21 protein-coding genes are annotated in these 26,224 nt (G+C 73.9%); 8 read left to right on the top strand and 13 right to left on the bottom strand.

Annotated elements, in window-relative coordinates; genetic code table 11:
* Positions 1 to 18: 18 nt before the first annotated feature.
* The 6 genes from ACH4J0_RS06835 (at position 19) to ACH4J0_RS06860 (ending at position 8,117) form a co-directional block, all read left to right on the top strand.
* On the top strand, positions 19 to 1,218 hold the full coding sequence (locus tag ACH4J0_RS06835; protein ID WP_396236962.1) for an acetyl-CoA carboxylase biotin carboxylase subunit family protein: 1,200 nt from the start codon (positions 19 to 21) through the stop codon (positions 1,216 to 1,218).
* Positions 1,215 to 2,939: an IucA/IucC family protein gene (locus ACH4J0_RS06840; RefSeq protein ID WP_396236964.1), complete on the top strand. Its 1,725-nt coding sequence runs from the start codon at positions 1,215 to 1,217 to the stop codon at positions 2,937 to 2,939. The genes ACH4J0_RS06835 and ACH4J0_RS06840 overlap by 4 nt, the downstream gene beginning before the upstream one ends.
* A complete protein-coding gene (locus tag ACH4J0_RS06845) occupies positions 2,936 to 4,123 on the top strand; it encodes an MFS transporter (protein WP_396236966.1) in 1,188 nt (395 codons plus the stop codon). The genes ACH4J0_RS06840 and ACH4J0_RS06845 overlap by 4 nt, the downstream gene beginning before the upstream one ends.
* The gene (locus tag ACH4J0_RS06850) at positions 4,120 to 5,874 is read left to right on the top strand and encodes an IucA/IucC family protein (RefSeq protein WP_396236968.1); all 1,755 of its coding nucleotides are present in this window, start codon (positions 4,120 to 4,122) and stop codon (positions 5,872 to 5,874) included. The genes ACH4J0_RS06845 and ACH4J0_RS06850 overlap by 4 nt, the downstream gene beginning before the upstream one ends.
* On the top strand, positions 5,871 to 7,145 hold the full coding sequence (locus tag ACH4J0_RS06855; protein ID WP_396236970.1) for a type III PLP-dependent enzyme: 1,275 nt from the start codon (positions 5,871 to 5,873) through the stop codon (positions 7,143 to 7,145). Before ACH4J0_RS06850 ends, ACH4J0_RS06855 begins: the two co-directional genes overlap by 4 nt.
* A 153-nt stretch (positions 7,146 to 7,298) precedes the next feature.
* Positions 7,299 to 8,117 (top strand): inositol monophosphatase family protein, encoded by an 819-nt coding sequence (locus ACH4J0_RS06860; RefSeq protein ID WP_396237475.1) that lies wholly within the window; start codon positions 7,299 to 7,301, stop codon positions 8,115 to 8,117.
* A 76-nt stretch (positions 8,118 to 8,193) separates the two neighbouring features.
* On the opposite strand, the gene ACH4J0_RS06865 is transcribed toward ACH4J0_RS06860, so the two are convergent.
* The 4 genes from ACH4J0_RS06865 to ACH4J0_RS06880 form a co-directional block, all read right to left on the bottom strand.
* A complete protein-coding gene (locus ACH4J0_RS06865) occupies positions 8,194 to 9,720 on the bottom strand; it encodes a pyridoxal phosphate-dependent decarboxylase family protein (protein ID WP_396236972.1) in 1,527 nt (508 codons plus the stop codon).
* Positions 9,717 to 11,132 carry a diaminobutyrate--2-oxoglutarate transaminase gene (locus ACH4J0_RS06870; RefSeq protein WP_396236974.1) on the bottom strand — a complete coding sequence of 472 codons (1,416 nt, stop codon included), beginning with the start codon at positions 11,130 to 11,132 and terminating at the stop codon, positions 9,717 to 9,719. The genes ACH4J0_RS06865 and ACH4J0_RS06870 overlap by 4 nt, the downstream gene beginning before the upstream one ends.
* A 244-nt stretch (positions 11,133 to 11,376) precedes the next feature.
* Positions 11,377 to 12,096: a response regulator gene (locus ACH4J0_RS06875; protein WP_396236976.1), complete on the bottom strand. Its 720-nt coding sequence runs from the start codon at positions 12,094 to 12,096 to the stop codon at positions 11,377 to 11,379.
* A complete protein-coding gene (locus tag ACH4J0_RS06880) occupies positions 12,093 to 13,868 on the bottom strand; it encodes an ATP-binding protein (protein ID WP_396236978.1) in 1,776 nt (591 codons plus the stop codon). The genes ACH4J0_RS06875 and ACH4J0_RS06880 overlap by 4 nt, the downstream gene beginning before the upstream one ends.
* 185 nt (positions 13,869 to 14,053) lie before the next feature.
* Between ACH4J0_RS06880 and ACH4J0_RS06885 the strand changes: the two genes are divergently transcribed.
* A complete protein-coding gene (locus ACH4J0_RS06885) occupies positions 14,054 to 15,466 on the top strand; it encodes a cation:dicarboxylate symporter family transporter (protein WP_396236980.1) in 1,413 nt (470 codons plus the stop codon).
* A gap of 126 nt (positions 15,467 to 15,592) precedes the next feature.
* Here the strand turns inward: ACH4J0_RS06885 and ACH4J0_RS06890 are convergent, their stop codons facing one another.
* A complete protein-coding gene (locus ACH4J0_RS06890) occupies positions 15,593 to 16,558 on the bottom strand; it encodes a hypothetical protein (protein WP_396236982.1) in 966 nt (321 codons plus the stop codon).
* A gap of 112 nt (positions 16,559 to 16,670) precedes the next feature.
* On the bottom strand, positions 16,671 to 17,264 hold the full coding sequence (locus tag ACH4J0_RS06895) for an RNA polymerase sigma factor (protein ID WP_396236984.1): 594 nt from the start codon (positions 17,262 to 17,264) through the stop codon (positions 16,671 to 16,673).
* Positions 17,265 to 17,488: 224 nt separating this feature from the next.
* On the opposite strand from ACH4J0_RS06895, the gene ACH4J0_RS06900 reads away from it, so the two are divergent.
* Positions 17,489 to 17,860 (top strand): hypothetical protein, encoded by a 372-nt coding sequence (locus tag ACH4J0_RS06900; protein ID WP_396236986.1) that lies wholly within the window; start codon positions 17,489 to 17,491, stop codon positions 17,858 to 17,860.
* A gap of 131 nt (positions 17,861 to 17,991) precedes the next feature.
* On the opposite strand, the gene ACH4J0_RS06905 is transcribed toward ACH4J0_RS06900, so the two are convergent.
* From ACH4J0_RS06905 to ACH4J0_RS06935, 7 genes are all read right to left on the bottom strand, one after another.
* The gene (locus ACH4J0_RS06905; RefSeq protein WP_396236988.1) at positions 17,992 to 18,633 is read right to left on the bottom strand and encodes a GTP-binding protein; all 642 of its coding nucleotides are present in this window, start codon (positions 18,631 to 18,633) and stop codon (positions 17,992 to 17,994) included.
* Entirely contained in the window at positions 18,614 to 18,961 is a 348-nt protein-coding gene (locus ACH4J0_RS06910) for a DUF742 domain-containing protein (protein WP_396237477.1), read from the bottom strand. The genes ACH4J0_RS06905 and ACH4J0_RS06910 overlap by 20 nt, the downstream gene beginning before the upstream one ends.
* Positions 18,962 to 19,122: 161 nt before the next feature.
* Complete coding sequence (locus ACH4J0_RS06915; RefSeq protein WP_396236990.1) at positions 19,123 to 19,533, bottom strand: roadblock/LC7 domain-containing protein; 411 nt, start codon at positions 19,531 to 19,533, stop codon at positions 19,123 to 19,125.
* Positions 19,530 to 22,313, bottom strand: a complete 2,784-nt coding sequence (locus ACH4J0_RS06920; RefSeq protein ID WP_396236992.1) for a nitrate- and nitrite sensing domain-containing protein — start codon at positions 22,311 to 22,313, stop codon at positions 19,530 to 19,532. The genes ACH4J0_RS06915 and ACH4J0_RS06920 overlap by 4 nt, the downstream gene beginning before the upstream one ends.
* Positions 22,314 to 22,425: 112 nt before the next feature.
* Positions 22,426 to 23,292 carry an MHYT domain-containing protein gene (locus tag ACH4J0_RS06925; protein WP_396236994.1) on the bottom strand — a complete coding sequence of 289 codons (867 nt, stop codon included), beginning with the start codon at positions 23,290 to 23,292 and terminating at the stop codon, positions 22,426 to 22,428.
* Between the two features lie 365 nt (positions 23,293 to 23,657).
* Positions 23,658 to 25,022, bottom strand: a complete 1,365-nt coding sequence (locus ACH4J0_RS06930) for a cytochrome P450 (RefSeq protein ID WP_396236996.1) — start codon at positions 25,020 to 25,022, stop codon at positions 23,658 to 23,660.
* 85 nt (positions 25,023 to 25,107) lie between these two features.
* Positions 25,108 to 26,175, bottom strand: coding sequence for an RNA ligase (ATP) (locus ACH4J0_RS06935; RefSeq protein WP_396236998.1), 1,068 nt, complete (start codon positions 26,173 to 26,175; stop codon positions 25,108 to 25,110).
* Positions 26,176 to 26,224 lie beyond the last annotated feature (49 nt).

Consider the following 26,224-nt stretch of genomic DNA (forward strand, 5'->3'; position numbering starts at 1 on the left):
CCCCCCAAGGACACTCCCATGCGGCTCTACCTGCTCGCCCTCAACCCCACCGACTCGGTCACCCGCGGCTTCCTGCCCGCCGCCGCCCGGCTCGGGCTCGACGTCACCGTCCTCACCGACCACGTCGAGGCCCATCAGCGCGCTTACTCGAACGAGGAGTTCGCGTGCGAGGTGGTGGAGTGCGACGTCCAGGACTTCCGCGAGGTGATCGGGTTGATATCCCAACACCACGCGCCCGCCGCGGTGTTCAGCAACAGCGACCACCTCCAGACCCAGACCGCGCTGGTCGCCGAGTACTTCGGCCTGCCCGGGAAGGACTGGAGGGCCGCCCTGCGGACGAAGAACAAGGGTGAGCTGCGCCGCCACCTCGCCGAGTGCGGACTGGACCGTGTCTGGTCCGCCGAACTGGCCCCCGGGCAGGACCCGGGCGACCTCGCCCCGCCGTTCCCGTGCATCGTCAAGCCCCGCGAGGGCGTCGCCAGCGAGGACGTCACGCTGGTCGCCGACGCCGCCGAACTCGCCCGGCGGGTCGAGGAGATCCAGCGCCGCCGCCCCGGCGCCACGCTGGTGGTGGAGGAGTTCCTGGTCGGCGAGCTGTGCACCCTGGAGACCCTCGGCGACGGCCGTGACCGGTACGTCCTCGGCGGCTTCCGCACCCGGCTCTCCCCGCCGCCGGACTTCATCGAAGAAGTACTGACCTACGTCCCGGCGCACGCCCGGCCGGTGGTCGACCAGGTCCTCGACCAGCTCGACGCCCTCGGCGTCGGACTCGGCGCCTGCCACACCGAATTCGTCCTCCAGCCGGACGGTCGCGCCCGCATCATCGAGGTCAACTACCGCGCCATCGGCGACCAGTGCGACCTGATGCTGGCCGAGATTCTCCGGATCCCCTACTTCGAGCTGGTGCTGCGCACCCACCTCGGCGACGCCCTGCCCGCCGACCTCGGCGCGCGCACCGACCAGCGGGCCCGCCACGAGCGCGTCTGCGCCGAACGGGCCGGCACCCTGACCGCCGCTCCCGAGCCGCGGTTCGAGCGCCGCGCCGACGGCGTGGTGCTCTCCTACCGCCCGGTGCGCGAACTCGGCGCACACCACGAGCTCTACCGCACCAACCGCGACTACCTGGGCATCGTCTGGGCGGTCGGCCCGGACCAGGGCGCGGTGGACGCCGCCGTGGCCGAGTACATCGCCGCCAACCGCTGGGAGATCGCCTCATGACCCCGGCTGACGCGACCGCCCCCGCCCCCGACACCGCCCCCGGCACCGCACCAGTCGATGGAACCGCCGCCGAGCGGTTGACCCTGCGGGTCCTGTCCGCCCTGCTGCGCGAGGACGTGCTCGGTCTGCGCACCCGCGGCGTCCTGGAGCACCGGCCCGACGGCCCCTGGCTGAGCGACGGCGCGCTCGCCCTCCCCGTCACCCCCGAAGGCTTCCAGGCCGATCACGCCGCCCGGCTGCCGGAGCTGGAGACGAGCGGCACCCGCCTCACCGAACTGTCCGCCGTCCTCGCCCACCTGGCGGACGGCGCCGATCCGCTGGACCGCCCGGGCTACCTGGCCTTCGCCGAAGAGTGCCGGCAGACCCTCGCCACCATGGAACTGCACGACCGGGCGCTGCCCGAGGTGCACGCCGAGCTCGCCGAGCGCTACGGCAAGGACGTGGCCGACTGGACCGGCCCGCGCGCCTCGCTCGGCTTCGAGGCCCTGGCCGCCTTCCTGGACCACCCGGTGTATCCGACCGCACGCGGCCGCTCCGGCCTGACCGAGCCGCAACTGCGTGCCTATGCGCCGGAGTTCCATCCCACCTTCCAGCTGCGCTGGCTCGCCGTCCCGGCCGGGCGCCTGACCGTACGCGGCGCCGGACCGCTGCCCGCCTGGTGGCCGAGCGCCGAACAGCTCGGCGTCCCGGGTGAGTTCCTGACCGTCCCGGTGCACCCGCTCAGCGCGGGAGAGGACTTCGGCCGGATCGCCCTGGGCTCGGTACTCGCTCCCGAACCGTACCTCGAAGTGCTGCCGACGCTGTCCATGCGCACCGTCGCCGTCGTCGATGACCCGGCCTGCCACCTCAAACTGCCGCTGGCCACCGCCACCCTCGGCCTGCGCAACCGGCGCACCATCAAGCCGGCCACCCTGGTCAACGGGGCGGTAGGGCAGCGCCTGGTGGAGGCCGTGGTCGCCCGCGAACCGCGTTTCACCGGGCGGGTGCTGCACGCCGACGAGCAGCGCTACGCCCACGCCGACGACGAGCTGCTCGCCGTCCTGCTGCGCCGCTACCCGGACGGCCTGGACGACGCCGTCACCGTACCGCTGGCCGCCCTGCTCGCCGAGGCTCCTGACGGGCGGCTGGTGATCGACCGCCTGGCCGACCGGTTCCACCAGGGCTCCGTCCTCGCCCTGTACGAGGAGCTGCTGCGGCTGCTGGTCGACTGGCAGACCACCCTGTTCGGCCACGGCATCGCCCTGGAGTCGCACCAGCAGAACACCTCCCTCGTCCTGGACGGATCCGGCCTGCGACTGCTCTACAAGGACAACGACGGTCCCCGGATCAACACCGCCCGGATCGGCGAACTGGCCGGACTGGCAGCGGAGTTCCGTGACCCCAGGATCCTCGCCGAGCAGGACCGCGCGCTCACCGACCTGTTCACCACGATCACCGGCCACCTGTGCACCGCCTCACTCGCCTTCGGCCTCGCCGCGCACGGCCGGGTGCCGCTGGCGCGGAGCCTGGAGCTGCTGCGCAGCGTCCTCAGCGAGGCCGTCGACCGCCTCGGGCCGGCCGGGCAGCCACTGCGCATCGACCTGCTGGACGCCCAACGGCTTCCGGTCAAGGCCATGGTGAGCGCCGGCACCCTGCTGAGCAAGGAGCGCAGCGGCGCCGCCGACATCAACAAGCACTACACCGACGGCCCCAACTACCTCCTGCCGAAGGACCGTTCATGACCATCGTCGAGCCGGTGCCACGACCGGCCGGAACGGTCGGACTGGACCGGCGCCAGGTGCGCGCGGTGGCGGCCTGCTACTTCGTCGCCTCCTTCGCCGCCCTCGGCCTGCCGCCCTACCTGACCGAGATCCTCCCGGGCCTCGGCGACCACGACGGGCACTGGGCCGGCCTGCTGTACGTCGTGCCGACCGTCTTCACCGCCCTCGGCGCACCGCTGTGGGGACGGCTGGCCGACCGCTTCGGCCAGAAGCGGCTGCTGCTGCGCGCCCAACTCGGCCTCGCCGCCTCCTTCCTGCTCGCGGGGGCCGCGGACAGCCTGCCCGCCTTCACCGTCGCACTGGTCTTCCAGGGATTCCTGGGCGGTACCTTCTCCGCCACCAACGGCTACCTCGCGGCCGCCCTGGACGGCTCCCAGCTCTCCAGGGCGCTGACCCTGATGCAGGGCAGCGCCCGGGCCGCCCTGGTGGCGGCACCGGTCCTGGTCGGCGCGCTGTCGCCGTGGATCGACCCGCATCGGCAGTACCTGGTTCTGGCGGTGCTGCCGCTGACCGCCGCGGCGCTGCTCAACTTCCTGCCGGAACCCGTCCGGCCGGCCGCCGCCCAGGCCGGCCACGACCCGGCGAAGAACGACCCGCCGGGCTCACTCAGGCTGCTCTACACCTTCGAGTTCGCCTTCGTCTTCGCCACCATCATCTCCTTCCCGTACCTGATCACCCTGGTCCAGCAGCGGCTTCCGGGCGTCAACGGCACCGTCGCGGGCCTCCTGTTCGCTCTGCCGCACCTGGTCTACCTGGTCGGCGCCGGGCGGGTGCACGCCGCCGTCGAGGCGCGCCCCCGGACCGGACTGGCCCTGGGTTTCGCCCTGGTCGCCCTCGGCCTGGCCGGCCATGCCCCGGCCCACTCCCTGCTCACCTTCGCCCTCACCCGGGCAGTGCTCGGGCTCGGCATGACCTTCGGCCTGGTCTGCCTCGCCGTCCTCGCCGCCGAAGCCGCCCGCGGCCGCGCGCCGGGCCGGATGTTCGGCACCCGCGAAACCGTCTCCAAGTGCGGTGCCGTCGCCGCCGGACTCGCCGCCGCACTCGCCAACGGCACCAGCGGCCCGGCCGCCCCGGTCGTCACCGGCACCGTCGCCGCACTGGCCGCCGCCCTGCTCGCCCTCCTGACCCGTAGGAGTCCCCGATGACCGCCCGGCCCGCCACCCTCTCCGCCGCCCTTCCCCTCGAAGCCGCCGCCGAACTGCCGAGCACCGACGAGGCGGTGGCCCACACCCTGCTCAACTGCCTCCTGCGCGAAGTCTCCGCACCCGAGCACCAGACCGCCGTCGCCGACGGCCGGCTGCTGCTGCGCCTGCCTCGCCGCGGCACCCTGCTGCGGGTCACCCTGCGGCGCACCTCCCTGCTCGGCGCGCACCGCTTCACCGGCCCCGTGTACGAGGAAACAGGCGACGGCTGGCGCGAGTTGGGCTGGCGCCAGCTGGCCGGGTACGCCCAGGACGAGCTGGAGCTGCGCACCGGAACGGTGAACGAGGAGTTCCTCGACCAGGTGGCGTCCAGCCACCAGGGCGTCGGCGCGGGCCTGACCGAACGTCCGGCCGCGGGGGTGGACCGCTACCTGGAGTCGGAGCAGGCCCTGCTGTTCGGCCACCGCTTCCACCCGGCCCCCAAGTCCCGCTCCGCCGCCCGCGGGGACTGGCGCCACTACGCGCCCGAGTCCCGCGCGTCGTTCCCGCTGCGCCACCTCGCCGTCCGCGCCGAACTGCTGGCCGAGGAGTCCCTGGACGAGGGCGCGAGCGCCGTGCTGGACGGCCTCGGCGACGTACCGGACGGCTACCGGTTGCTGCCCGCCCACCCCTGGCAGTACCAACTCATCGGGGACCACCCGCTGTTGCGCACGGCTCTGGCACGCGGCGACGTCCTCGACCTCGGCCCGCGCGGCGAACGCTTCGCCGCCACCGCCTCGGTGCGCACCCTGTACGGCGCGGACGCCTTCCTCAAGTTCAGCCTCAACGTCCGCATCACCAACTGCCTGCGCAAGAACGCCGCGTACGAGCTCACCGGCGCCGTGGCGCTCACCCGGCTGCTCGACCCCGCGCTCACCGACCTCGCCCGGCGCTTCCCCGCAGCGGCCATGCTGCGCGAGCCCGCCTTCCGCACCCTCGCCCTCCCCGGTGCCGACGGCCGCCCCGAGCGGGCGCTGTACGAGGGCTTCGGCCTGATCCTGCGCGAGGGGTTCGACGGCCTGCTGCGGCCCGGTGTCACCCCGTTGCTCGCCGCCGCCGTCGCCGATGAGCACCCCACCAGCTCGGCGCACATCTCCCGGCTGCTGGACGGAAGTCCGGACGGCACGGCGGCGCTCGACTGGTGGCGCGACTACCTGCGGCTCCTCCTCCCGCCGACGCTGGCCGCCTACTTCGACCACGGTGTGGTGCTGGAGCCGCACCTGCAGAACGTGCTGATCGGCGTCGATGCCGAGGGCCGCCCGGCGCAGGTGCTCTTCCGCGATCTCGAGGGCACCAAGCTGGTCCCCGAGCAGAACGCCGACATCCTGGCCGCCCTGCCGCCCGAGGTGGCCGGCCCGATGACGTACGACGCCGAGCGCGGCTGGGACCGGGTGGTCTACTGCCTGCTGGTCAACCACGTCGCCGAACTGCTCGCCGCACTCGCCGACCGCCACCCCGAACTGGAGGGCGCGCTCTGGCAGGCCGTCCGGGACGTCCTGGAGGAGTTCGCCGCCGCGCACGGTCGTCCGCCCCGGCTGAGGGCGCTGCTGGCCGGCGTCCCGCTGCCTGCCAAGGCCAACCTGCTGACCCGCTGGGAGCGCAAGGCCGACCGCGAGGCCGGGTACGTCCGGCTGCCCTCCCCGCTGGCCGGCTCGGTGCTCGCCGAGGCCACCCGGATGACCGCCCACCGTCCCGCCGGGAGCGCCACCCGATGAGCACCACCGTGAACAGCAGCGTGAACAGCAGCGCGAACAACACGGTGAACAGCGCCGTGAACAGTGCCACGAACGGCGTTGTCCACCGCCATGTCGCCTCACTCGCACCAGAGGAACTCCCCGCCTACGTCTACGACTTGGCTGCGCTGCGCACGCACGCGGCCGGCGTCCGGGCCGCGCTGCCCGAGCGGGTCGAGCTGTACTACGCCGCCAAGGCCAACCCGGAGGTGCCACTCCTGACCGCACTGCGCGCGGCCGTCGACGGCTACGAGGTCTCCAGCGGTGGCGAGTTGGCGCACGTGCGGGCCGCCGTGCCGGACGCACCGCTGGCCTTCGGCGGGCCGGGCAAGACCCCTGCCGAGATCGCCGCCGCCGTGGACACCGGGGTGCACCGCTGGCACGTCGAGAGCGAGCAGGAACTGCACCGGCTCGCCGCCGTGCTGGCAGAGCGGCCAGGGGAGGCGGTGGACGTGCTGCTGCGGGTGAACCTACCGGTGGTCACCGACGCCCTGGACGCGGTGCCGCTGGCGATGGGCGGACGGCCGACCCCGTTCGGGCTCGATCCGGACCGGGCCGAGGAGTGCGTCCGGCGGCTCACCGACGGTGGTCCGCTCGGTCGGCAGCTGCGTCTGCGCGGGGTGCACGCCCACCTGGCCAGTGGACTGGAGGCGGCGGAGCAGCTGGCGGTAGCCGAGCAGATCGTCACCTGGTCGGCCGAGCTGGCCGAGCGGAACGGCTTCCCGCTCACCGAGGTCAACATCGGCGGCGGAATGGCGGTGGACTACGACGACCCGGCGCAGCGCTTCGACTGGACGGCCTTCGGCGAGGGCCTGGCCAAGCTCCTCGACGCCCATCCCGGGCTGACCCTGCGGATCGAGCCCGGCCGGGCGCTGACCGCGTACTGCGGCTGGTACGCGACCGAGGTGCTGGACGTGAAGCGGAGCCACGGCGAGGACTTCGCGGTGGTCCGCGGCGGCACCCACCACCTGCGCACCCCCGCCACCCGGGGGCACTCCCAGCCGTTCACGGTGCTCCCGGTGGACGCCTGGCCGCACCCCTGGACGCGCCCCGCCGCCGGCACCGGCCGTGCCACCCTGGCGGGGCAGCTGTGCACGCCGAAGGACGTACTCGCCCGGGCCGTGAGCGGCGCGGCCGACCTGCGGGCGGCGGACCGGGTGCTGTTCGCGATGGCGGGCGCGTACGCGTGGAACATCTCGCACCACGAGTTCCTGATGCACCCCCGCCCGGGATTCCACTACCTGGACGGCTGAGGGCGGACACTCGGGGCTGGACGGCGAACGGATGACAGATGACAGATTTCGAAATCTGTCATCTGAACTCTGTTCGCCGTCACCCGTCCGCCGACACCCCCTTCGCCCACTCGTGCGAAAGTGGGTAACGGCGAAGGGAGCGCGAACGTGCTGATGGACAAGGTGGCGGACATACTCGCCGAGGCTTCGGCCGAGGCGGTGGAACCGCGCTTCCGTGCGCTGACCGCCGGCGAAGTGATGGAGAAGGCACCCGGCGAGATCGTGACGATCGCCGACCGCGAGGCCGAGGCGATCATCGCCCGCCGTCTGCACGAGCTGCTCCCCGTCCCGGTGGTCGGCGAGGAGGCGGTGGCCGCCGAGCCGTCGCTCGCCCAGGCCATCCACGACGAGCCGGCCGTCTGGCTGGTCGACCCGGTGGACGGCACCTCCAACTTCGTCGCCGGACGCCCCGACTACGCCGTGATGTGCTCCCTGGTCCGCACCGGCCGTACGGTCGCCGCATGGATCTGGCAGCCCGCCACCGCCACCGGCTACCGCGCCGAACTGGGCTCCGGCGCCTGGCGCGACGGCGAGCGACTCTCCCGCCCGCCGGCACCCGCCGACGCCGGGAAGCTCACCGGCATCCTGAAGAGCCGCTTCCTCGCCCCGGAACACCGCCACCGCCTCGAAACCGGCTGCTCGGCCTTCGGCGAGATCTCCCCCGGCCGCAGCGCCGCCGGGGTCGAGTACCCGGACGTCGTCGAGGGCCGGACCGACTTCATCTTCTACTGGCGCACCCTCCCCTGGGACCACGCGCCGGGCTCCCTCCTGCTCACCGAGGCCGGTGGCCTCGCGGCCCGCTTGGACGGCACCCCCTATCAGCCCGAGGCCCCCGGCTGCGAGGACGGCCTGCTGGTCGCCGCCGACCCCGATACCTGGGAACTCACCCGCGGCATCCTGCTGAACCCCCGACCCGGCCCGGACCGCACCTGACCCACCTCGGACCGCACCCCCGTGCCCGCCCCCACCCGCGTGGTGGGCACGGACCCGTCCAGCCCCGCCCCCGCCCCTACCCCTCCCGCCCCTCCCGCTCCCCCGCGACCTTGCGCCCCGCGCCGACCACCTCTCGGAGCAGCGCGCCCACCTCCCCCACCGTCGTGTGCGGATTGAGCAGCGTGAGTTTCAGCCGCACCCGCCCCGGGCCGTCCCCCGGCAGCTCGGTGCGCCCGACCACCGCACGCCCCGTGCGCAGCAGCAGTCGGCGCAGTTGGCCGTTCAGCTCGTCCACGGCGGCCTCGTCCGTCAGCCCCGCCGGCCGGTACCGGAACAGCAACGCGGTGAGGACCGGCTCGGAGTGCAGTTCGAGCGAGGGTTCGGCCCGGACGGCGGCGGCCGCCGCCAGCGCCAGTTCGTGGCAGGTGTCCACCAGCCGGCCGAGCCCCTCGCGGCCGAGGGCGCGCAGCGTGACGGCGAGTTTGAAGGCGTCGGCCCGCCGGGTGGTGCGCAGCGAACGACCGAGCAGGCTCGGGTAGCCGGCCTGTTCGTCGTCCACCGGGTTGAGGTACTCCGCGCGCCGGGCGAGCGAGACGTACGTCTCCGCCCGTCGGACCAGGAAGACCCCGGCAGCTGCGGGCTGCCAGCCGAGCTTGTGCCAGTCGAGGGAGATCGAGTCGGCGCGGGCGATGCCGTCGAGCAGCGGGGCGAGCCGGTCGGAGAGCAGCGCGCCGCCGCCGTACGCGGCGTCGACGTGCAGCCAGGCGCCGTAGCGTCCGGCCAGGTCGGCGGCGGCGTCGAGCGGGTCGATCTCGCCGGTGTCGGTGGTGCCGGCGGTGGCGACGACGGCGATCGGGGTCCGCCCGATCCAGCTGGCCTCGGCCAGTGCCCGTTCCAACTCCTCGGGCGCCATCCGGAGCCGGCGGTCGACGGGGACGGCGATGACGGCCCGCTCGCCGAGCCCGAGCAGGGCGGCCGAGCGCTGGACGGAGAAGTGCGCGGCCTCGGAGGCGAGGATGCACGGCCGTACGTCCGCCGGGATCCCGTCCAGTTCCACGATGCCGTCGAGCTTCTGGTCCCGCGCCAGCATCAGTCCCATCAGGTTGGACTCCGTGCCGCCGGAGGTGAGCACCCCGGCCGCGCGCGCCGGGTCGTAGCCGACGAGCGCGGCGAGTTCGGCGATCAGCGCGGTCTCCAGGGCCGTCGCGGCGGGGGCCTGGTCCCAGGAGTCCTGCGAGGGGTTGAGCGCGCTGACCGCCAGGTCGGCGGCGGTCGCGACGGCCAGCGGCGGGCAGTGCAGGTGGGCGGCGCAGGCCGGGTCGGCGGGGTCGGCGGCGCCGTAGGCGAGCAGTTCGGTGAGCCGGGCCAGCGCGTCTCTCCCGCGGGCTCCGGTCAGCCGGTCCGCGACCAGGGCGGCGATCTCGGCCGGGCTGCCGGCTGGCAGCGGTCCGGAGCGCAGTGCCGTGCCGGTCTCGAGCGCGTCGAGGACGGTGGCCAGCAGCGGTCCGAGCGCCCCGGGGCCGTCGGCGCCGCCCGCGAGCGCGTCCAGGGGGACGTCCTCGCCTGGCAGTTCCGGCACCGCACCGGACGACTCGGCGGTCATGCGCCGTCCCGGGCGGTCGGAGCGGACGCCGAAGCCGAGGCCGCCGCGATCGCGTCCGCCAGCCGCTCCAGAACCGCGGCGACCTGCTCGTCGGTGATGGTGAGCGGCGGCAGCAGCCGCAGCACCGCGTCGTGTCGCCCGCCGAGTTCGACGATCAGCCCGCGTGCGAGACAGGCCTCCCGGACCCGTACGGCGAGCGCCGGATCGGCCGGCCTGGCGCCGCAGGCGTCGGGCTCGGCGGCCGGGTCGACCAGTTCGACCCCGATCATCAGCCCCCGCCCGCGCACGTCGCCGATCGCCGGCAGTTCCGCGGCGAGTTCCCGCAGCCGGGCGGTCATCCGGGCGCCCGCCACGGCGGCCCGCTCGGCCAGCCCGTGCGCGGCGACGTACCGCAGGGTGGCGGCGCCGGCGGCCATGGCGAGGGTGTTGCCGCGGAAGGTGCCGGTGTGGGCGCCGGGCCGCCAGCCGTCGTAGTCGTCGCGGTAGACGACGACCGCGAGCGGCAGACTGCCGCCGATGGCCTTGGAGAGCACCATCGCGTCCGGGACGATGCCGCAGTGCTCGACGGCCCACATCGCGCCGGTGCGTCCGACGCCGGTCTGCACCTCGTCCACGATCAGCGGGATGCCGCGTTCGGCGGTGATCCGGCGCATCTCGCGCAGCCAGCCGTCGGGCGCGGGGACGACCCCGCCCTCGCCCTGGACGGCCTCCAGGATCATCGCGGCGGGCGGCACCACCCCGCCCGAGGGATCGTCGAGCAGCCGTTCCACGTAGGTCGCGCCGAGTTCGGCGCCCGTCTCGCCGCCGACCCCGAACGGGCAGCGGTAGCCGTAGGGGTAGGGCAGCCGGACGACCTCGCCGCCCCCGGGCAGCGGCTCCTTGACGGCGACGTTGCCGGTGAGCGCGAGGGCGCCGGCGGTCATGCCGTGATAGGCGCCGGTGAAGGCGAGTGCGCCGGCGCGGCCGGTGGCGGTCTGCATCAGTTTGAGCGCGGCCTCGACGGCGTCCGTGCCGGCCGGTCCGCAGAAGTGCACCCGGGCCCGGGCGGCGAACCCGGCGGGCAGGCTCTCGAACAGCGCGCTGGTGAAGTCGTCCTTCTCGGCGGTGGCGAGGTCGAGCAGGTGCAGGGGGGCGCCGCTGTCGAGGGTGCGGCGGATCGCCTCCAGCACGACGGGGTGGTTGTGGCCGAGGGCGAGCGTACCGGCGCCGGAGAGGCAGTCCAGGTAACGGCGTCCGTCCGCGCCCTCGACGGTCATGCCGTGGGCCCGGACCGGGACGATGGGGAAGGAGCGGGCGTACGTCCGGGCGGCGGACTCGCGGACGCGCTGGCGGCGCAGGATGGCCTCGCCGGAGGGCGGGGCGCCCGCGGCGGCCCCGGAGGCGGCCTGGGCGGGTACGGCGGCAAGCGACAAGGCGAACCCCCAAAAGAAGTTAGGTAAGGCTAACTTTATCGCCATTGACCTGGGGGAATGCCCCGGTGTCACCCAGAACCACCCGAGCGGGTGAACCTCCCCCGGTATCGCTTCCACCAGCCCCCGGTCAGCCCAACGACGGATCCCCCGGGAGGTCACGCCGCCGACCACTCCTGACCGGATCCGTCCCGACAGGACCGGACAGGCCCGAACAAGACCGAACCCGATCGACCGGCCCGGAACGTCACCGCCCCTTCCAGCGGTAGCAGAGCTCCGGTCGCCCGACGCTCCCGTACTGCGGCTCGCGCACCGCCCGCCCGGTGTCCACCAGGTGTTCGAGGTAGCGCCGCGCGGTGATCCGGGACACCCCGGCGGCAGCTCCGGCGGCCGCCGCCGACAGCCCGGTCGAGGCCTCCCGCAGCACCGAGGCGACGGTGTCCAGCGTGGGCGCGCTCAGCCCCTTGGGCAGCGAGCTGCGCTCGGGCGTGCGGAGCAGGGCCAGCGCCTGGTCCACCTCGTCCTGGCCGGTCGCCTCGCCGGTGCGGCCGAGACTGTCCCGGTAGCGGGCGTAGCGCTCCAGCCGGTCGTGCAGGGCCGCCGCGCTGAACGGTTTCAGCAGGTACTGCACCACCCCCGCCGAGACCGCCTGCCGGACCATCGCGAGGTCGCGTGCCGAGGTCACCGCGATGACGTCGGTGCCGTGCCCGGCTGCGCGCAGCGTGCGGCACAGCTGGAGGCCGTGGCCGTCAGGCAGGTAGAGGTCGAGCAGGGTGAGGTCGACGGGCGCCCCGGCCGCGCGCGCCCGCTCCAGGAAGCGCAGCGCGTCGGCGCAGCTGTGGACGGTGCCGACGGCGTGGAAGCCGGGCTCGCGCTCGACGTACAGGGTGTGCGCGGCGGCGGCCACCGGGTCGTCCTCCACGACCAGGACCGAGATCCCGCCGCGGGCCTCGGCGGCGGCGGTCATGCCGGAGCCCCTTCGCGCTCGCCCACCCGGCCGGCCAGCGGCAGCCGTACGGTGAGCACCGCGCCGCGGTCGCGCCCGACCTCGACCGTCCCGCCGTTGCGCCGGGCGGCCTGGGCCACCAGCGCCAGCCCGAGGCCGTGCCCGCGCCCGTCCTGCTTGGTGCTCCAGCCGCGCCGGAACACGTCCTCCACGGCGCCCGGGTCGATCCCCGCTCCGGTGTCGGCGACCCGCAGCAGCAGGCAGGCGTCCGGGGCGCCTTCCCGGCCGGTTCCGGCGTCGCCCGCGCCCGCACCCTCGCCGCCGCCGTCGCCCGCGCCCTCGCCGTCCCCGCCCTCCCCGCCGTCATGCCGCGGGTCCTCGATCCGTGCGGTGACGGTGACCTCCGGTGCGACCGGGCTGTGCGCGGCCCCGGCGATCGCGGCGTCCACCGCGTTGTCGATCAGGTTGCCGAGGAGGGTGATCAGGTCCCGGGGGGAGAGCCCGGGCGGCAGTACCCCGTCGTCGATCCGGCTGTCCTCGGTGAGGGTCAACTCCACGCCCCGTTCGGCTGCTTGGGCCGCCTTGCCGAGCAGCAGCGCCGCAAGCACCGGCTCGCTGACCGCCGCGACCACCCGGTCGGTGAGCTGCTGGGCGAGGGCGAGTTCGGCGGTGGCGAACTCCACCGCCTGTTCGTGGCGGCCGAGTTCGATCAGCGAGACGACGGCGTGCAGCCGGTTGGCGGCCTCGTGCGCCTGCGCTCCGAGCGCCTCGGTGAAGCCGCGCACCGAGTCCAGTTCACCGCTGAGCGCCTGCAGTTCGGTGTGGTCGCGGAGGGTCACCACCCGGCCGAGGCCGGTGCCGATGGTGGAGGTGTTGAGCACCACGACCCGCTCGACGGTCAGGTGCACCTCGTCCCGCACCGGCACCTCGCCGAGCACGGCCGTCACCAGGGCCTCCGGCAGTCCCAGCCCGGCCACCGGGCGCCCGTCCAACTCGCCTTCCAGTCCGAGCAGTTCGCGGGCAGCGTCGTTGCACAGCACCACCCGGTGCGCGCGGTCGAGCAGGATCAGGCCCTCCCGCACCGAGTGCAGGGTCGCCTGGTGGTACTCGTAGAGGTGGCTGAGCTCGTCCGGCCCCATGCCGTGGGTGTGCCGCCGCAACCGGGAGTTGGCGAGGTAGGTGCCCGCCCCGCCGAGCGCCAGGGCGCCCACCGCGACCCCGACCAGGGCGAGCAGCGGTCCGCTGAGCTGGGCGGAGATCGACTCCAGCGTCAGCCCCACACTGACCAGCGCGACCACCCGGTGCCGGTCGTCCCACACCGGCGTGACCACCCGCACGGACGGGCCGAGCGTGCCGGTGTACGTCTCGCTGCGGGTCTGGCCGGCCAGCGCCCAGTCGATGTGCCCGAGGTAGCGCTTGCCGATCTGCTCGGGCAGCGGGTGGGTCCACCGCACCCCGTCGGTGTCCATGACGGTGATGAAGGAGACCCCGGTGTCCTGGCGCACCTGCTCGACGTACGGCTGGAGCACCGCGGTCGGGTCGGTCCCGCCGACGGCGGAACGCACGGTCGGCGAGTCGGCGACGGCGTGGGCGACCGAGGTGACCTCGCGACGGGCCGCGCCCTCGGTGCGCTCGGCGGTGAACAGGTACGCGAGCACCGCGCCGCCCGCGACCACGGCGGCGACGATGACCACCTGGACGACGAACAGCTGCCCTGCCAGGCTGCGGACCAGCCGGCGCGGCAGGGGGAACCACCGGTGGCGCGAGCGGGTGGGGGCGGTGCTCACGGACATGCCTGCCAGTGTGCACCACGGCCCGGGGCTCCCCCAGGGGCCGGACCGCACCCCCGGGGCCCGGACCGTTCCCGGCGCGCCATGAACTCTATGAACGCAAACGTGACCTCCGTCACGCCCGCCCCCCATAGTCGGAGCGGCCCACCACCCGGGGCCGCCAGGACTGCAGGGCGAAGGAGCCGCAGATGTCGACCACCGAGACCGCCACGGCGGGGGGACCCAGACGCAAGGACCGGACCCACTACCTCTACCTCGCCGTGATCACCGCGGTGGTGGCGGGCGTGGTGGTCGGACTGGCCGCCCCCGGCTTCGCCGTGGAGCTGAAGCCGGTCGGCACCGGATTCGTCAACCTGATCAAGATGATGATCAGTCCGGTGATCTTCTGCACCATCGTGCTGGGCATCGGCTCGGTCACCAAGGCCGCGAAGGTCGGCAAGGTCGGCGGCCTCGCGATCGGCTACTTCCTCGCCATGTCGACCGTCGCACTGGCCATCGGCATGGTCGTCGGCAACTTGCTCGAGCCCGGCGACGGCCTGCACCTGACCGCCGCGCTCGCCAAGTCCGGCCACGCCCAGGCAGCCGCCGGCGGCGCCCAGTCGACCGCCGACTTCCTGCTCGGGATGATCCCCGACACCCTGTTCTCGGCTCTCACCCAGGGCAAGGTGCTGCAGACCCTGCTGGTCGCGCTGCTGGCCGGCTTCGCACTGCAGGCGATGGGTCCGGTCGGCGCCCCGGTGCTGCGCGGGATCGAGCACCTCCAGCGGCTGGTCTTCCGGATCATGTCGATGATCATGTGGGTCGCGCCGATCGGCGCCTTCGGCGCCATGGCGGCGGTGGTCGGGGCGACCGGCGTCGACGCGCTGAAGAGCCTCGCCGTCATCATGATCGGCTTCTACGTGACCTGCGTGCTCTTCGTCGTCGTGGTGCTCGGGGCGCTGCTGCGCCTGGTGGCCGGGGTCAACGTGTTCGCGCTGCTCAAGTACCTCGGACGCGAGTTCCTGCTGATCCTCTCGACCTCCTCCTCCGAGAGCGCGCTGCCCCGGCTGATCGCCAAGATGGAACACCTCGGCGTCAGCCGCCCGGTCGTCGGCATCACCGTGCCGACCGGCTACAGCTTCAACCTGGACGGCACCGCGATCTACCTCACCATGTCCTCGATCTTCATCTCGGAGGCGATGGACAAGCCGATGTCGATCGGCGAGCAGCTCTCGCTGCTGGTGTTCATGGTGATCGCGAGCAAGGGCGCAGCCGGGGTCACCGGCGCCGGGCTGGCCACCCTCGCGGGCGGGCTGCAGTCGCACAAGCCGGCGCTCGTGGACGGGGTCGGCCTGATCGTCGGCATCGACCGGTTCATGTCCGAGGCCCGGGCGCTCACCAACTTCGCGGGGAACGCGGTCGCGACCGTGCTGATCGGGCACTGGACCGGCGAACTGGACGCCGAGCGCGCGCGCCGGGTACTCGGTGGCGAGCTGCCGTTCGACGAACTGACGCTGGTCGACACCCACGGTTCCACCGGCCCCGCGCCGAAGGCCGGCCCCGCTCAGGAGGCCGACCCCGCGCCGGAGGCCGTCCCGGCCGCGGCAACGGCCACCCGCTGAGCGACCACCCGCACTCCCCCGGTCCGGCGCCACTCACCTTCCCCCGGAAACGGCGCCGGACCGGGGGTTCCCCGTTGATCCCCCGGAACTCCGTGCAGCCGGGACTCCCGTTCCGCTGACCGCGGTTCACTGCTCCTGCGAGCCGCTGACCGCCCAGGCCACCCCGCTGGCCGGATCCTCCAGTGCAACGTGCAGATGGCGCAGCCCGGCGGCCGGCTCCTGCCAGGTGAAACAGCGCATCCGGGCCACCAGGGAATCCACCTCGGAGCGGTCCGGGCCGTTCGCGCCGACCATCGCGCCCAGCGCGCGCCAGAGCCGCAACCGCCCGTGCGCGCAACCGTGCGTCCGGCCCACCGCGGCGGCCTGCACCAGCGCCGGGTAGACGAGCGCGAACGGCAGGAACCCGCCGAGCACCCGCCGCCCCCGGGCCAGCACGGCGGCCGCCCGCGGCGCCGGGCCGCGGACGCAGACCACCTCCGCCCAGGGTGCCAGCGCGGACAGTTCGGTCAGACCCCGGGTGACCCGCGGCCCGCCCGGCCGGTCCGCCGCCTCCGGCAGGTCGACCTCGCCCAGACCCTCGCGGCTGGCCGGCAGGGTCAGCACCGCGCTGCGCGCTCCCCCGCCCGGCAGGTACTCGCGCACCCGCGTGGCCTCGTCCCAGCCCGCCTTCTCCCAGGGCTCCAGGCTCAGCGGCACGCCCTCCGGATCGGGCTCCGCCCCGTACGAGAGGTCCTCTCCGAGCAACACCCGGGTGTGCGCGACCAGGCGGCGCACCGGGGCCGGACCGAGCAGCGGAGCCAGCCGCAGCCAGGAGTGGCGGGTCGCCAGCACCTCCCAGAGCGGACCGGCGTCGTGGTCGGCCACCCCGGCGACCGTCCCCTCGCCGCCGTCCGCGTCGAACAGCCGGACGGCCAGTTCGGGCGGCGCCGCGTAGGCGATCAGATGGCCGAGCGGCGCGGTCAGGGCCACGGCGGCCTGTTCCCCGCCCTGCACGACGGCGGCCGCCCGGCCCTGCCGGTAGGCGGCGAGCAGCTCGGGCCAGCGGCCGTCCTCGGCCAGGGCGCGGAGGCTGTGGTCCTCGTACGTGATCACGATTTTCAGCGTACGGGCCGGGGTCGCGCATCAGCCGACTTGCCGTCGGCTCGGTGCGTCGGGGGCGCGGACGCCCCGGGCCGTCGGCGCCGACTCCGGGCCGCCGCCGACGTCAGGGGTCGTGCCGTCGCTCGCGCTCCAGGACGGCGCGGAGCCGGCCGTGGGCACGGCGGCGGGTGACGGCCAGGGTGCTGCGGTGCAGGCCGAGCAGTTCGGCGGCCTCGTCGACGGAGTAGCCGTCGAGGTCGACCAGCACCACGGCGCGGGCCTGCTTGTCGGTCAGGAATCCGAGCAGCCGGATCACCTCCCAGCGCGCCTGCAGCTCGGCCGTCCCGCCGTGCGGCGGATCGGGTGCGTCGCGGCCGTACTCCGCCGCCTCGGCGAACTCGGACACCTCGGGCAGCGCCACCCGGCGGCGCTCCCGGCGCCACTGGTCGCGCAGGATGTTCGCCATCGTGGTGAACACGTAGGCGTAGGGCTGGGGATGGCTGAGGAAGCGCTCGGGGCGCCGGGCGATCCGCAGGTAGGCGTCGTGGACGACGTCGCCGGCGGCGAGCGGATTGCCGGCGAGCATCACGGCCGCCTGCTGGAGCCTGGGCAGCAGGTCCGTGAACACCCGGTTGAAGTCGGTGGATTGGCGTTCCGTCGGCTCCGGACCGAAGTCCTTCCGCCGCCCGCCCGCGTACCGTCCGCTGCATTCCGCCACGCCGTTCTCCCCGGAAATCGGCATCCGAACGACCAGTTGGGTTGTGCCCGGCCCAACCGGACATGTTGTGACGCAGGTCACATGATAGGCCGTCCTCTCACTGTGCGCAGTCAATCGTGTGCAATTCGTCATCGGCTGAACGGGGACGGGAGTTCACTCTCCTTCGACCACCCCCCGGCCGGGGCATTCCGCCCGATGGGAAACGTTGAGCGAGGAGAACCACCATGCGAGGCTGCATCGCCAGAAGGATCGCCATGCTCGGGATGGCCGCCACGGCCGCCCTGGGCATGCTCGGGACCGCCACCCTGCCGGCCGCCGCGGCGCCGGCCGACGACCAGACCATCACCCCGGCCACGGCCGCGGCCTCGCCGCACGTCGCCGCCGCCCCCTACCACTGCGTCATCACGGCCAACTACGGCTGGCGCTGGGAGGGGTACTGCAACATCTACTCCGGCCAGCTGCGCACCATCACCTACTGCGCCAACGGCAGCTACTCCGTCGGCCTGTGGATCGGCGCCCGGCCCGAGGCATGGGCGGTCTGGGGCAACTGTCCGGGGTCGACCTGGACGAAGATCGTGTTCCAGTGGCACAGCTGAGCGGGTAGCGGCTGCGGGGAACCGAGACGAACAGCCGACAGATGACAGATTTCGAAATCTGTCATCTGTCGGCTGTTATCTGTAATCCGTCAGCTGTCACCCGTCAGTCGTCAGCCGTGACCTGTCGCCGGTCATCGGACCGGTGAGACCTCCGCCAGCAACCGGGCGGCGTGCACCCGGCCGGCGTGCTCGACCAGGTTGATCAGCACCTCCTTGCCGGAGGCGCGCCGCCGGGCGTCGCAGAGCACCACCGGCGTCCCGGAGTTCAGGTCCAGCGCCCGGGCGACCTCCTCCGGACCGTACTCACGCGTCCCTGAGAAACGGTTCACCGCGACGACGAACGGAATCCCGCGGTGCTCGAAGAAGTCGACGGCCGGGAAGCAGTCGGTCAGCCGACGGGTGTCGGCGAGCACCACCGCGCCGAGCGCGCCCTGCGCCAGCTCGTCCCAGAGGAACCAGAACCGGTCCTGCCCCGGGGTGCCGAACAGGTAGAGGGCCAGCCCCTCCCGGATGGTGATCCGGCCGAAGTCCATCGCCACGGTGGTGGTGGTCTTGCGCTCCACTCCGTCCAGGTCGTCCACCTCCCGCCCGGCCTCGGTCAGCCGTTCCTCGGTGCGCAGCGGGCGGATCTCGCTGACGGCGCCGACCAGCGTCGTCTTGCCGACCCCGAAGCCACCCGCCACCAGGATCTTGAGCGCGAGCACGGAATCGGCCGGATCCACCGGTTCGGAGGGCCAGCGGTCGGACGGGTTGTCAGAGTGCGCGGAGCCCATGGATGACCTCCTGGAGGATGCGCTCGTCGGGGAGCAGGGCGGGCGGGACGGGGCGGCTGACCCGGATGAGCCCGGCCGCCAGCAGGTCGCCGAGCAGCACCCGCACAACCCCCACCGGAAGGTCGAGGTCGGCGGCCAACTCGGCCACGGACAGCGGCGTGCCCCGGCACAGGCCGAGGATGCGCGCCTGCTCAGGGCCGACCGGCGGCTCGGGCGCGTCCGGGTCGAGCGCCGGGTCGGGCAGGTCGGACACCACCACGGCGATCAGGTCGAACTGCTGCTCACCGGCGCCGGTCCGGCCGCCGGTCACGGCGTACGGGCGGACCAGCGGCCCGGCCTCGTCGTCGTACCAGCGGGCCCGGTGAGCGGCGGCGAGCGGGTTCCGGGGTGGCTGACCGGGGTCGGCCCGCGGATGCTCCGGATGTCGCTGGTGGTACGGATGGAACGCGGGCTCCGACCGGTACGGGCGGTCCGGATGGGACACCGTCCTCACCCGCCGTGCACCGCGCGGGGCGGGGCACTCAGGTGCTCGCCGACCCGGCGGACCAGTCTGGCCATCTCGTAGGCGATCAGCCCCAGATCGGCCCGGGCGGTGGCGAACACGGCCAGGCATGTGCCCTCCCCGGCCGCCGCGACCAGCAGGTAGCCGCCCTCCAACTCGACCAGGGTCTGGCGGACTTCTCCCGCGCCGAAGTGCCGTCCGGCGCCCTTGGCGAGGCTGTGGAAGCCGGAGGCGACGGCAGCCAGGTGCTCGCCGTCCTCGCGTTCCAGACCGGTCGAGGTACCCATGGCCAGGCCGTCGGCGGAGAGCATCACGGCGAAGCGGACCTCGGGGGCTCGCTGGGCCAACTCGTCGAGGAGCCAGTTCAGTTCCCCCGTGCGGTGGGTGGTGCCGATCACGGCCGGTCTCCTTCGGGTCGGTAGTCGATTCGGTTGTCGGGTCGCTCTGAGAGCCGGTCGTCGGGTCGCTCATCGAGCCGCCGGTCGGGCCGCAGGCCGAGGGCCCACCCGTTCTGGAAGGCGGACATCGCCGCCCGCGCCGCCTCCGGACTGCGCGCCGCCGGCCCCGCGCCGACCCCGGCCGCCGCGGCACGTCGGCCGCGCGGGGCGGCGCCGACCGGGGCCTCCCGCAGCTGCGGAACGAGGCTCGCCTGACGCACCCGGCGCGGCAACTCATCGTTTCCGCACGCAGGTTGCCGTTCTGCCGATTGCCGTTGCGTCGATTGCCGTTGCGCTGGCGGCGGCACGGGCGCCGTGCGGTACGGCGGCGGCGAACCCGGCCGCGGACGGGAGGCGGCACCCGGGCCCCCGTCCGCAGCCGGTCCGGTCGTCCGGGCACCGGAGGCCCGGGCGGGGGTGCGGCGCGCCGGCCCGGGGTCGCCGCCCCGGACGCCGAAGGGCAGCAGCGCCCCGCCCTCCGGCGACGGCCCACCCGCCGCCGGAAGCTCGATCTCCGTCATCCCGTCGCCGGGGAAGGCCTGCGTCGGACCGGGCTGAGGCCACACCGCGGGACCCGGAGCTGAAGTCGGTGCCGGAGCTGGAGCCGGGACGGGCGCCGGAGCCGGGATCGGCGCCGTGGCCCCGGCCGGCCCGTCCGGCCCATATTCGGCGTCCGACTCCGGCGCGATCTCGAAGCCTTGCCCCTGCTCATCCCGTCCGTCGGCCAGCAGCCCGGTCGGCAGCAGCACCACGGCGGTGGTGCCGCCGTACGCTGAGGTCACCAGCGAGACCCGTACGTCGTGCCGCCGGGCGAGCCGGCTGACCACGAACAGGCCGAGCCGGTCACTGTCGAACAGGTCGGTCTGCTCGGCGGCGGCGATCCGTCGGTTGGCGGCGGCCAGCGCGGCCGGGCCCATCCCGAGGCCACGGTCCTCGATCTCCAACGCGTAGCCGTTGCCCACCTGTTCGCCGCGGATGTGGACCCGGGTGTGCGGTGGGGAGAAGCCGGTGGCGTTCTCGACCAGTTCGGCCACCAGGTGGGTCAGGTCGGCGACGGCGTGGCCGACGACGGCGGCACGCGGCAGCGGGTGCACCTCGACCCGGGCGTACTCCTCGACCTCCGAGACGGCCGCCCGCACCACGTCCATCAACGGCACGGGCCGCCGCCACGCCCGGCCGGGGGCGGCGCCGGAAAGGATGATCAGGCCCTCGGCGTGACGGCGCATGCGGGTGGTGAGATGGTCCAGCCGGAACAGGTCGGCCAGCTCGGACGGGTCCTCGGTGCGCCGCTCCATCGCGTCCAGGAGGGTGAGTTGGCGGTGCACCAGGACCTGGCTGCGGCGCGCGAGGTTGACGAACACCCCGGACACCCCGGACAGCACCTCGGCCCGTTCCACCGCCGCCGTGACGGCCGCCCGCTGCACGGTGCCGAGCGCCTGGTGCACCTGGCCGATCTCGTCGTCGCGCCCCACCGGGCGAGGCGCCTCGGTCTCGATGTCCACCTCCTCCCCGGCGCGCAACTTCCGTATCGTGGCAGGGAGTTTGCGTCCTGCCAGGTCAAGTGCCGAGTTACGCAGGCCGGTCAGCTCGGTGACCAGGCCTCGACCGATCTGCACCGAGATCACCAGCGAGGCGACCACCCCGAGCAGACCGAGCAGCACGGCCGTCCCGGCCGGAGTGAACAGGCCCAGCGCGTAGGGGTTCTGGCGTTCGGCGGCGAGTCGTCCGGCGCGGTCCTCGATGCCGCGCAGCCCGTCGGTGACGTTCCCGGCCACCGTCGCCCACCGGTCCGCCGGCACCGCGGCGACGGCTTCCCGGCCGTCAGCGACGGTGCGGACCTTCTCCTCGTAGCCGACCAGCTCGCGGTGGTCCGGGCCGGCGGTCAGGGCGAGCAGTGCGTCCCGGTCGGCGGAGCCCAGATCGGCGGCCGCGCCCTGCTCGAACGCGCGCCGGGCGAAGGCCACCCCGGAGAACTCGCGCAGCTGGTCGTCGCCGAGCCCGCCGGAGAGCTGGGCGGAGCGCAGCAACGCGTCCTCACGGGCGAGGAGTTCACGGGACCGGGCCAGGTCCAGCAGCACCCGGGTGTCAGCGCCGGCCCGGCCGTCCTGCAACGGCGCCACGGCACCGGACACGGCCAGCGCCCGGTCCACCGCCTCGCCGTACGCGGCGTACGCCTCGGGCCAGCCGACGCTCCGGACCAGCACCTTGGCGCGCAGCGCGGGCAGGGCGGCGAGGGAGTCACCGAGGGCGTCCAGCCGGGCGGCGGCGTCGGCACCCAGGCCCTGGGCGTCGGCACGGTTGTAGCCCTCGCCGGGGTGGTGCGGGTCGGGGAACAGTGGGGCGAGCGCCCGGTCGGTGGCGGCGGCGGCCTCGCGCAGGGCGCTCTCCCGGCTGGCGGCGGGCACGGTTCCCGGGACGAGACCCGGTCCGGCCAGGAGCTGGCCGGCGGCCGCGCGCTCGGCCTGCAGACCGGCGACCGTGTCCGCGACGGGGGTGAGCAGGGTGCGCTGGGCGTCGCGCAGGCGCAGCAGGTCCCAGACGCCCTGGGCACTGGTGACGGTGGCGAAGCCCCAGAGGGCGATGACGGAGACGACCGGCACCATCAGCAGGGCGATGATCCGGGCGCGGACGGTCCGGGGGCGCAGCCCGCGCAGCCAGGGACCGGGGCGCGGCGGACGGGCGGGCGGCCCGGCGTGGGCACCCCGGCGGGTGCCGGGGGCGGTACCGCGGTCTTCTCGCATGGGTGTGGGGCCTTTCGGGCAGGGACGTGGCGGAACGGGGCTCGGGCTGGGCTCGGCCCAGGTGCAGGACGGCGCGCGGCCCAGGCGCAGGACGGCTAGGGCTGGGCGCGGCTCAGGCCGCGCGGTCGTGGCCGTACGGGTCGTGTCTGTACGGGTCGACGCCGTACGGGTCGGCAGGCATGTCGTCCGCGGGGGCGGCGGCCGGGACGGGGAACTCCCCGACGCCCGGCTCCCCCGCCGCCAGGTCGCCGGCCCGTTCCTGCGCGGTCGGGGAGAGAGCGACGAAGGCGGAGGCGAGGAACAGGAAGGAGCCGAGACCGACGGCGAGCGGGAAGACGAACTCCATCGGGCTGACCCCTCCGAGACCGGTCCGGGCGGGGTCCAGCTGGACGTGGACGGCGGCCATGCCGATGTAGTGCATGCAGCTGACGGCGAGCCCCATGCCCAACGAGGCGACGGCGGCCGCGTACACGTTGCGGACGGTGACGGCGGCCCAGAGCGCGGCGGTGGCGGCGCCGACCGCGACCAGAACGGAGAGCGCGACCGTCCCGGCGTCGTAGCGCAGCCCGCCGTGCATCCGGACGGCGGCCATCCCGAGGTAGTGCATCGCGGCGACGCCGACGCCGGTGGTGACGCCGCCGCCCAGCAGGGAGAGGCCACGGTGCCGGCCGTAGCAGACCACGGTCAGGCCGAGGCCGGTGACCAGCACCGCGACCAGCAGGCTCAGTACGGTCAGCGGCACGTTGTAGCGCAGCTCCGTACCGTCGACGGCGAAGCCGAACATGGCGACGAAGTGCATGGTCCAGATCCCGGAGCCGATCGCGGCGGCGGCGGTGAGCAGCCAGTTCCGGCGGGTGGCGCCGGTGGCGGCCAGGCCGCGCAGGGTGCAGCGCAGACCGAGGGCGGCGCCGACGCAGGCCATCGCGTACGAGAGGACGGGGGTCAGCCAGCCGAAGCTGAAGTGGTTGAGGGTGCCCATGGGACCTCCGGTCGACCGGTCGGGCCCGGGGCGGTCAGCTGTGCGCCCGGGCACCCCCGGTCGGGCGGACTGCACGCGATCGGCATATGCCGATCGCATGTGCGCTTCCGACCTGGGGTGCGTGGGACGCTATCGAGCCGCCGGAATCGGTCAGGCGAAGATCTGAAAAGCTGCACACGCCACCGGGGCGATGTGTTCGAATGAACCGGTCGTGTACCCAGCGGGCCGACCGTCTGGAGGCGAACAACGAACAGATACCAGATAACAGATTTCGTCATCTGTTATCTGGTATCTGTTCGCTGAAAGTTGAACGCCCGGCACTCAACGCCGAACGCCCAACGCCGGAACCCTCCAGCCGCCGCCCGTCATCCCACCGCCGTCACCCGCACCCGCATCGCGCTCGCCGCCCGGAGGGTGATGCCCTGCGCGAGCGCCACCCGCCGGTCCACCACCTCCACATCGAAGTCCCGCAGCAGGACCCCGAGGGTCAGCACCGACTCCAGCATCGAGAAGTGCTGCCCGATGCACGCCCGCGGCCCGCCGCCGAACGGGAACCAGGCGTACCGGTGGCGCGCCTTCTCCTCCTCCGGCAGGAACCGGTCCGGATCGAAGCGCTCCGGCTCCACCCAGTGGTCCGGATGCCGCTGGGTGACGAGCGGCGCGACGACGACCTGCGCCCCCGCCGGGATGACATGCCCGTCGATGACCGTCTCCTCGACCGCCCGCCGCCCCACCAGCGCCGCCGCCGGGAAGAGCCGCATCGCCTCCTTGAGCACCCGGGTGAGGTAGGGCAGCCGTTCCAGGTCCGCTGCCGTCGGCGCCCGCCGGGCCAGGACGGTCCGCGCCTCCTCCTGGGCGAGCTTGCGATGCTCCGGGTGCTTGGCCAGCAGGTGCAGCGCGAAGGCCAGCGAGGTGGCCGTGGTCTCGTGCCCGGCGAGCAGGAACACCAGCACCTGGTCCCGGAGTTCGGCCGGATCCAGCCGCTCGCCGTCGTCGCCGCGTGCCCGTCCGAGCAGGGTCAGCAGGTCGTCCGCGTCCTCGTCGCCGCCCCCGCGCGCGGCGCGCTCGGCGATGATCCGGTCGCACACCTCGTACAGCGCCCGCTGCGCCGCCAGGCCGCGCCGGTTGCCCGGAGTCGGCCACGAGCGCGGGAGGCGGACCGGTGCGAACCCGCGCTCCTTGACGTACTCGCCGAGCGCCGGGAAGCTGCGGTTCACCACCTCCACCGCCTCCTCCACGTCGGCGCCGAAGAGGATCCGCGCGACCGCGCGCAGCGCGAACCGCGACATCTCCTCCGCCGCGTCCACCACGCCGTCCGGCACCGCTCGCCAGCGCTCCGCGAGCGCCTGCGCCTCCTGCGCGAGCGCGTCCGCGTAGCCGTCCACCCGGCGCCGGGTGAACAGCGGCTGGACGAGCCGGCGCTGCCGCTGGTAGACCTCGTCCTGGCTGGTCAGCAGCCCGTTGCCGACACTGGTCCGCAGTTCGTCGTAGAAGTTGCTCTCCTTGCGGAAGTTCGCCGCCTCGCTGCCCAGGACCTGGTGGACGCCCTCCGGCGAGAACACCCCGTAGAACTCGACGCGCAGCCCGGGCGGCCCGGCCAGGAAGCGCACCACGTCGCCGTGGTCGCGCCGGGCGGCGAGGTAGGTGCGCAGCGGGCGGCGGGTGAGGTCGAAGAGCGAACCGACCAGGGGGTTCCCGGCCGGTCCGGGTGGGGCGGCTGAGGTGGCCATCGGCACTCCTTCTGGACTTCCCCGGCGCTGGCTGCGCTTGGCGACCCTTCAACTTTACTGACGAGTATTCAGCCGAGGAAGCCGCTCACTCGTACTCGGTGCCGCCCTTGCGGGTCAGGTACGCGTCGCTGACCACCTTGGCGATCGCCCGCCCGCCCAGCAGTGGGCTCCAGCGCTCGACGACCGGCCGGATCACCACGCCCTCGCGCAGGTGAAGTTCGCGCCCGGAGTGGGTCTCCTTGCCCTGCGCGTACGCCAGCACCACGTCGGTGTCGAAGGGCCCGCGATACAGCTCGGGTACCAACGGCAGTTCGCCGCGGAGCAGTTCGGCGGCCGACAGCCAGTTCAGCTGTCCGTCGACCACGGCCGACACGTCGAACGCGGCGTACCCGGGGCGTTCGGTGCGCGCGGAGGCCCCGTACGTCAGGTCCTGCACGCCCTCGCCGAAGACCTCGCCGAAGATGCCGACCCGCTCGGCGCCCAGCCGTTCGGCCAACCGGGCCGCCACCGCCGGGAGGTCGTACGCCCGCACCGCCCGCCAGTACAGGTTGCGCTCGTCCTCGGCCAGGGCCAGGCCCTGGGCACCGATCCCCTTGGAGGAGACCTGCACCTCGCCGGTGGCGGCGGTGTAGGTGACCAGGCAGCAGCTGCCGTGCAGCTTCTCGGTCAGCACCACGGGCTCGCCGGGCTCGAAGACGTCCGGATGCCGCTTGAGGTTCTCGATGTCCACCCAGGGCAGCAGGTCCGGCGCGCTGACCACCTCACCGCTCATCGAGGTCGGAACCGGCGGCTGCCACTTGACGATCCCGAGCAGCTCTGCGAAGTCCTCGCCCCGCTCGGCGGCCCCGGCCAGGTCGGCGCCGGACACCGCGGCGGGCCGGCAGACGATGCCCTGCGACAGCTCTCCGCGCAGGCGTACCGCCTTCACCCGGTTCGCCGCGCCGCCCGCCAGCTTTCCGGTCAGGCCGATCTCGTCGATCAACTCGTCCGGCAGGATCGCCTGTTCGGGGATGTAGACGGCGTGGTCACCGGTCCGGTACACGCCCTTCGCGACCACCGCCCGGTAGAGGCCGACCTGAGCCAGCTCCAGGGCATCGGCGTTCGGGTGCTCCAGAATGACCAGTTTCTCGGCGGTGACTCGCAGCGTGGACATGGACGGACTCCTCCCCGTGGATCCGTGTGGATCGACCGTTGGGCCCGGG

This window comes from Kitasatospora sp. NPDC017646, from assembly GCF_044329365.1.
In the GTDB taxonomy this organism is placed as follows: Bacteria; Actinomycetota; Actinomycetes; order Streptomycetales; family Streptomycetaceae; genus Kitasatospora.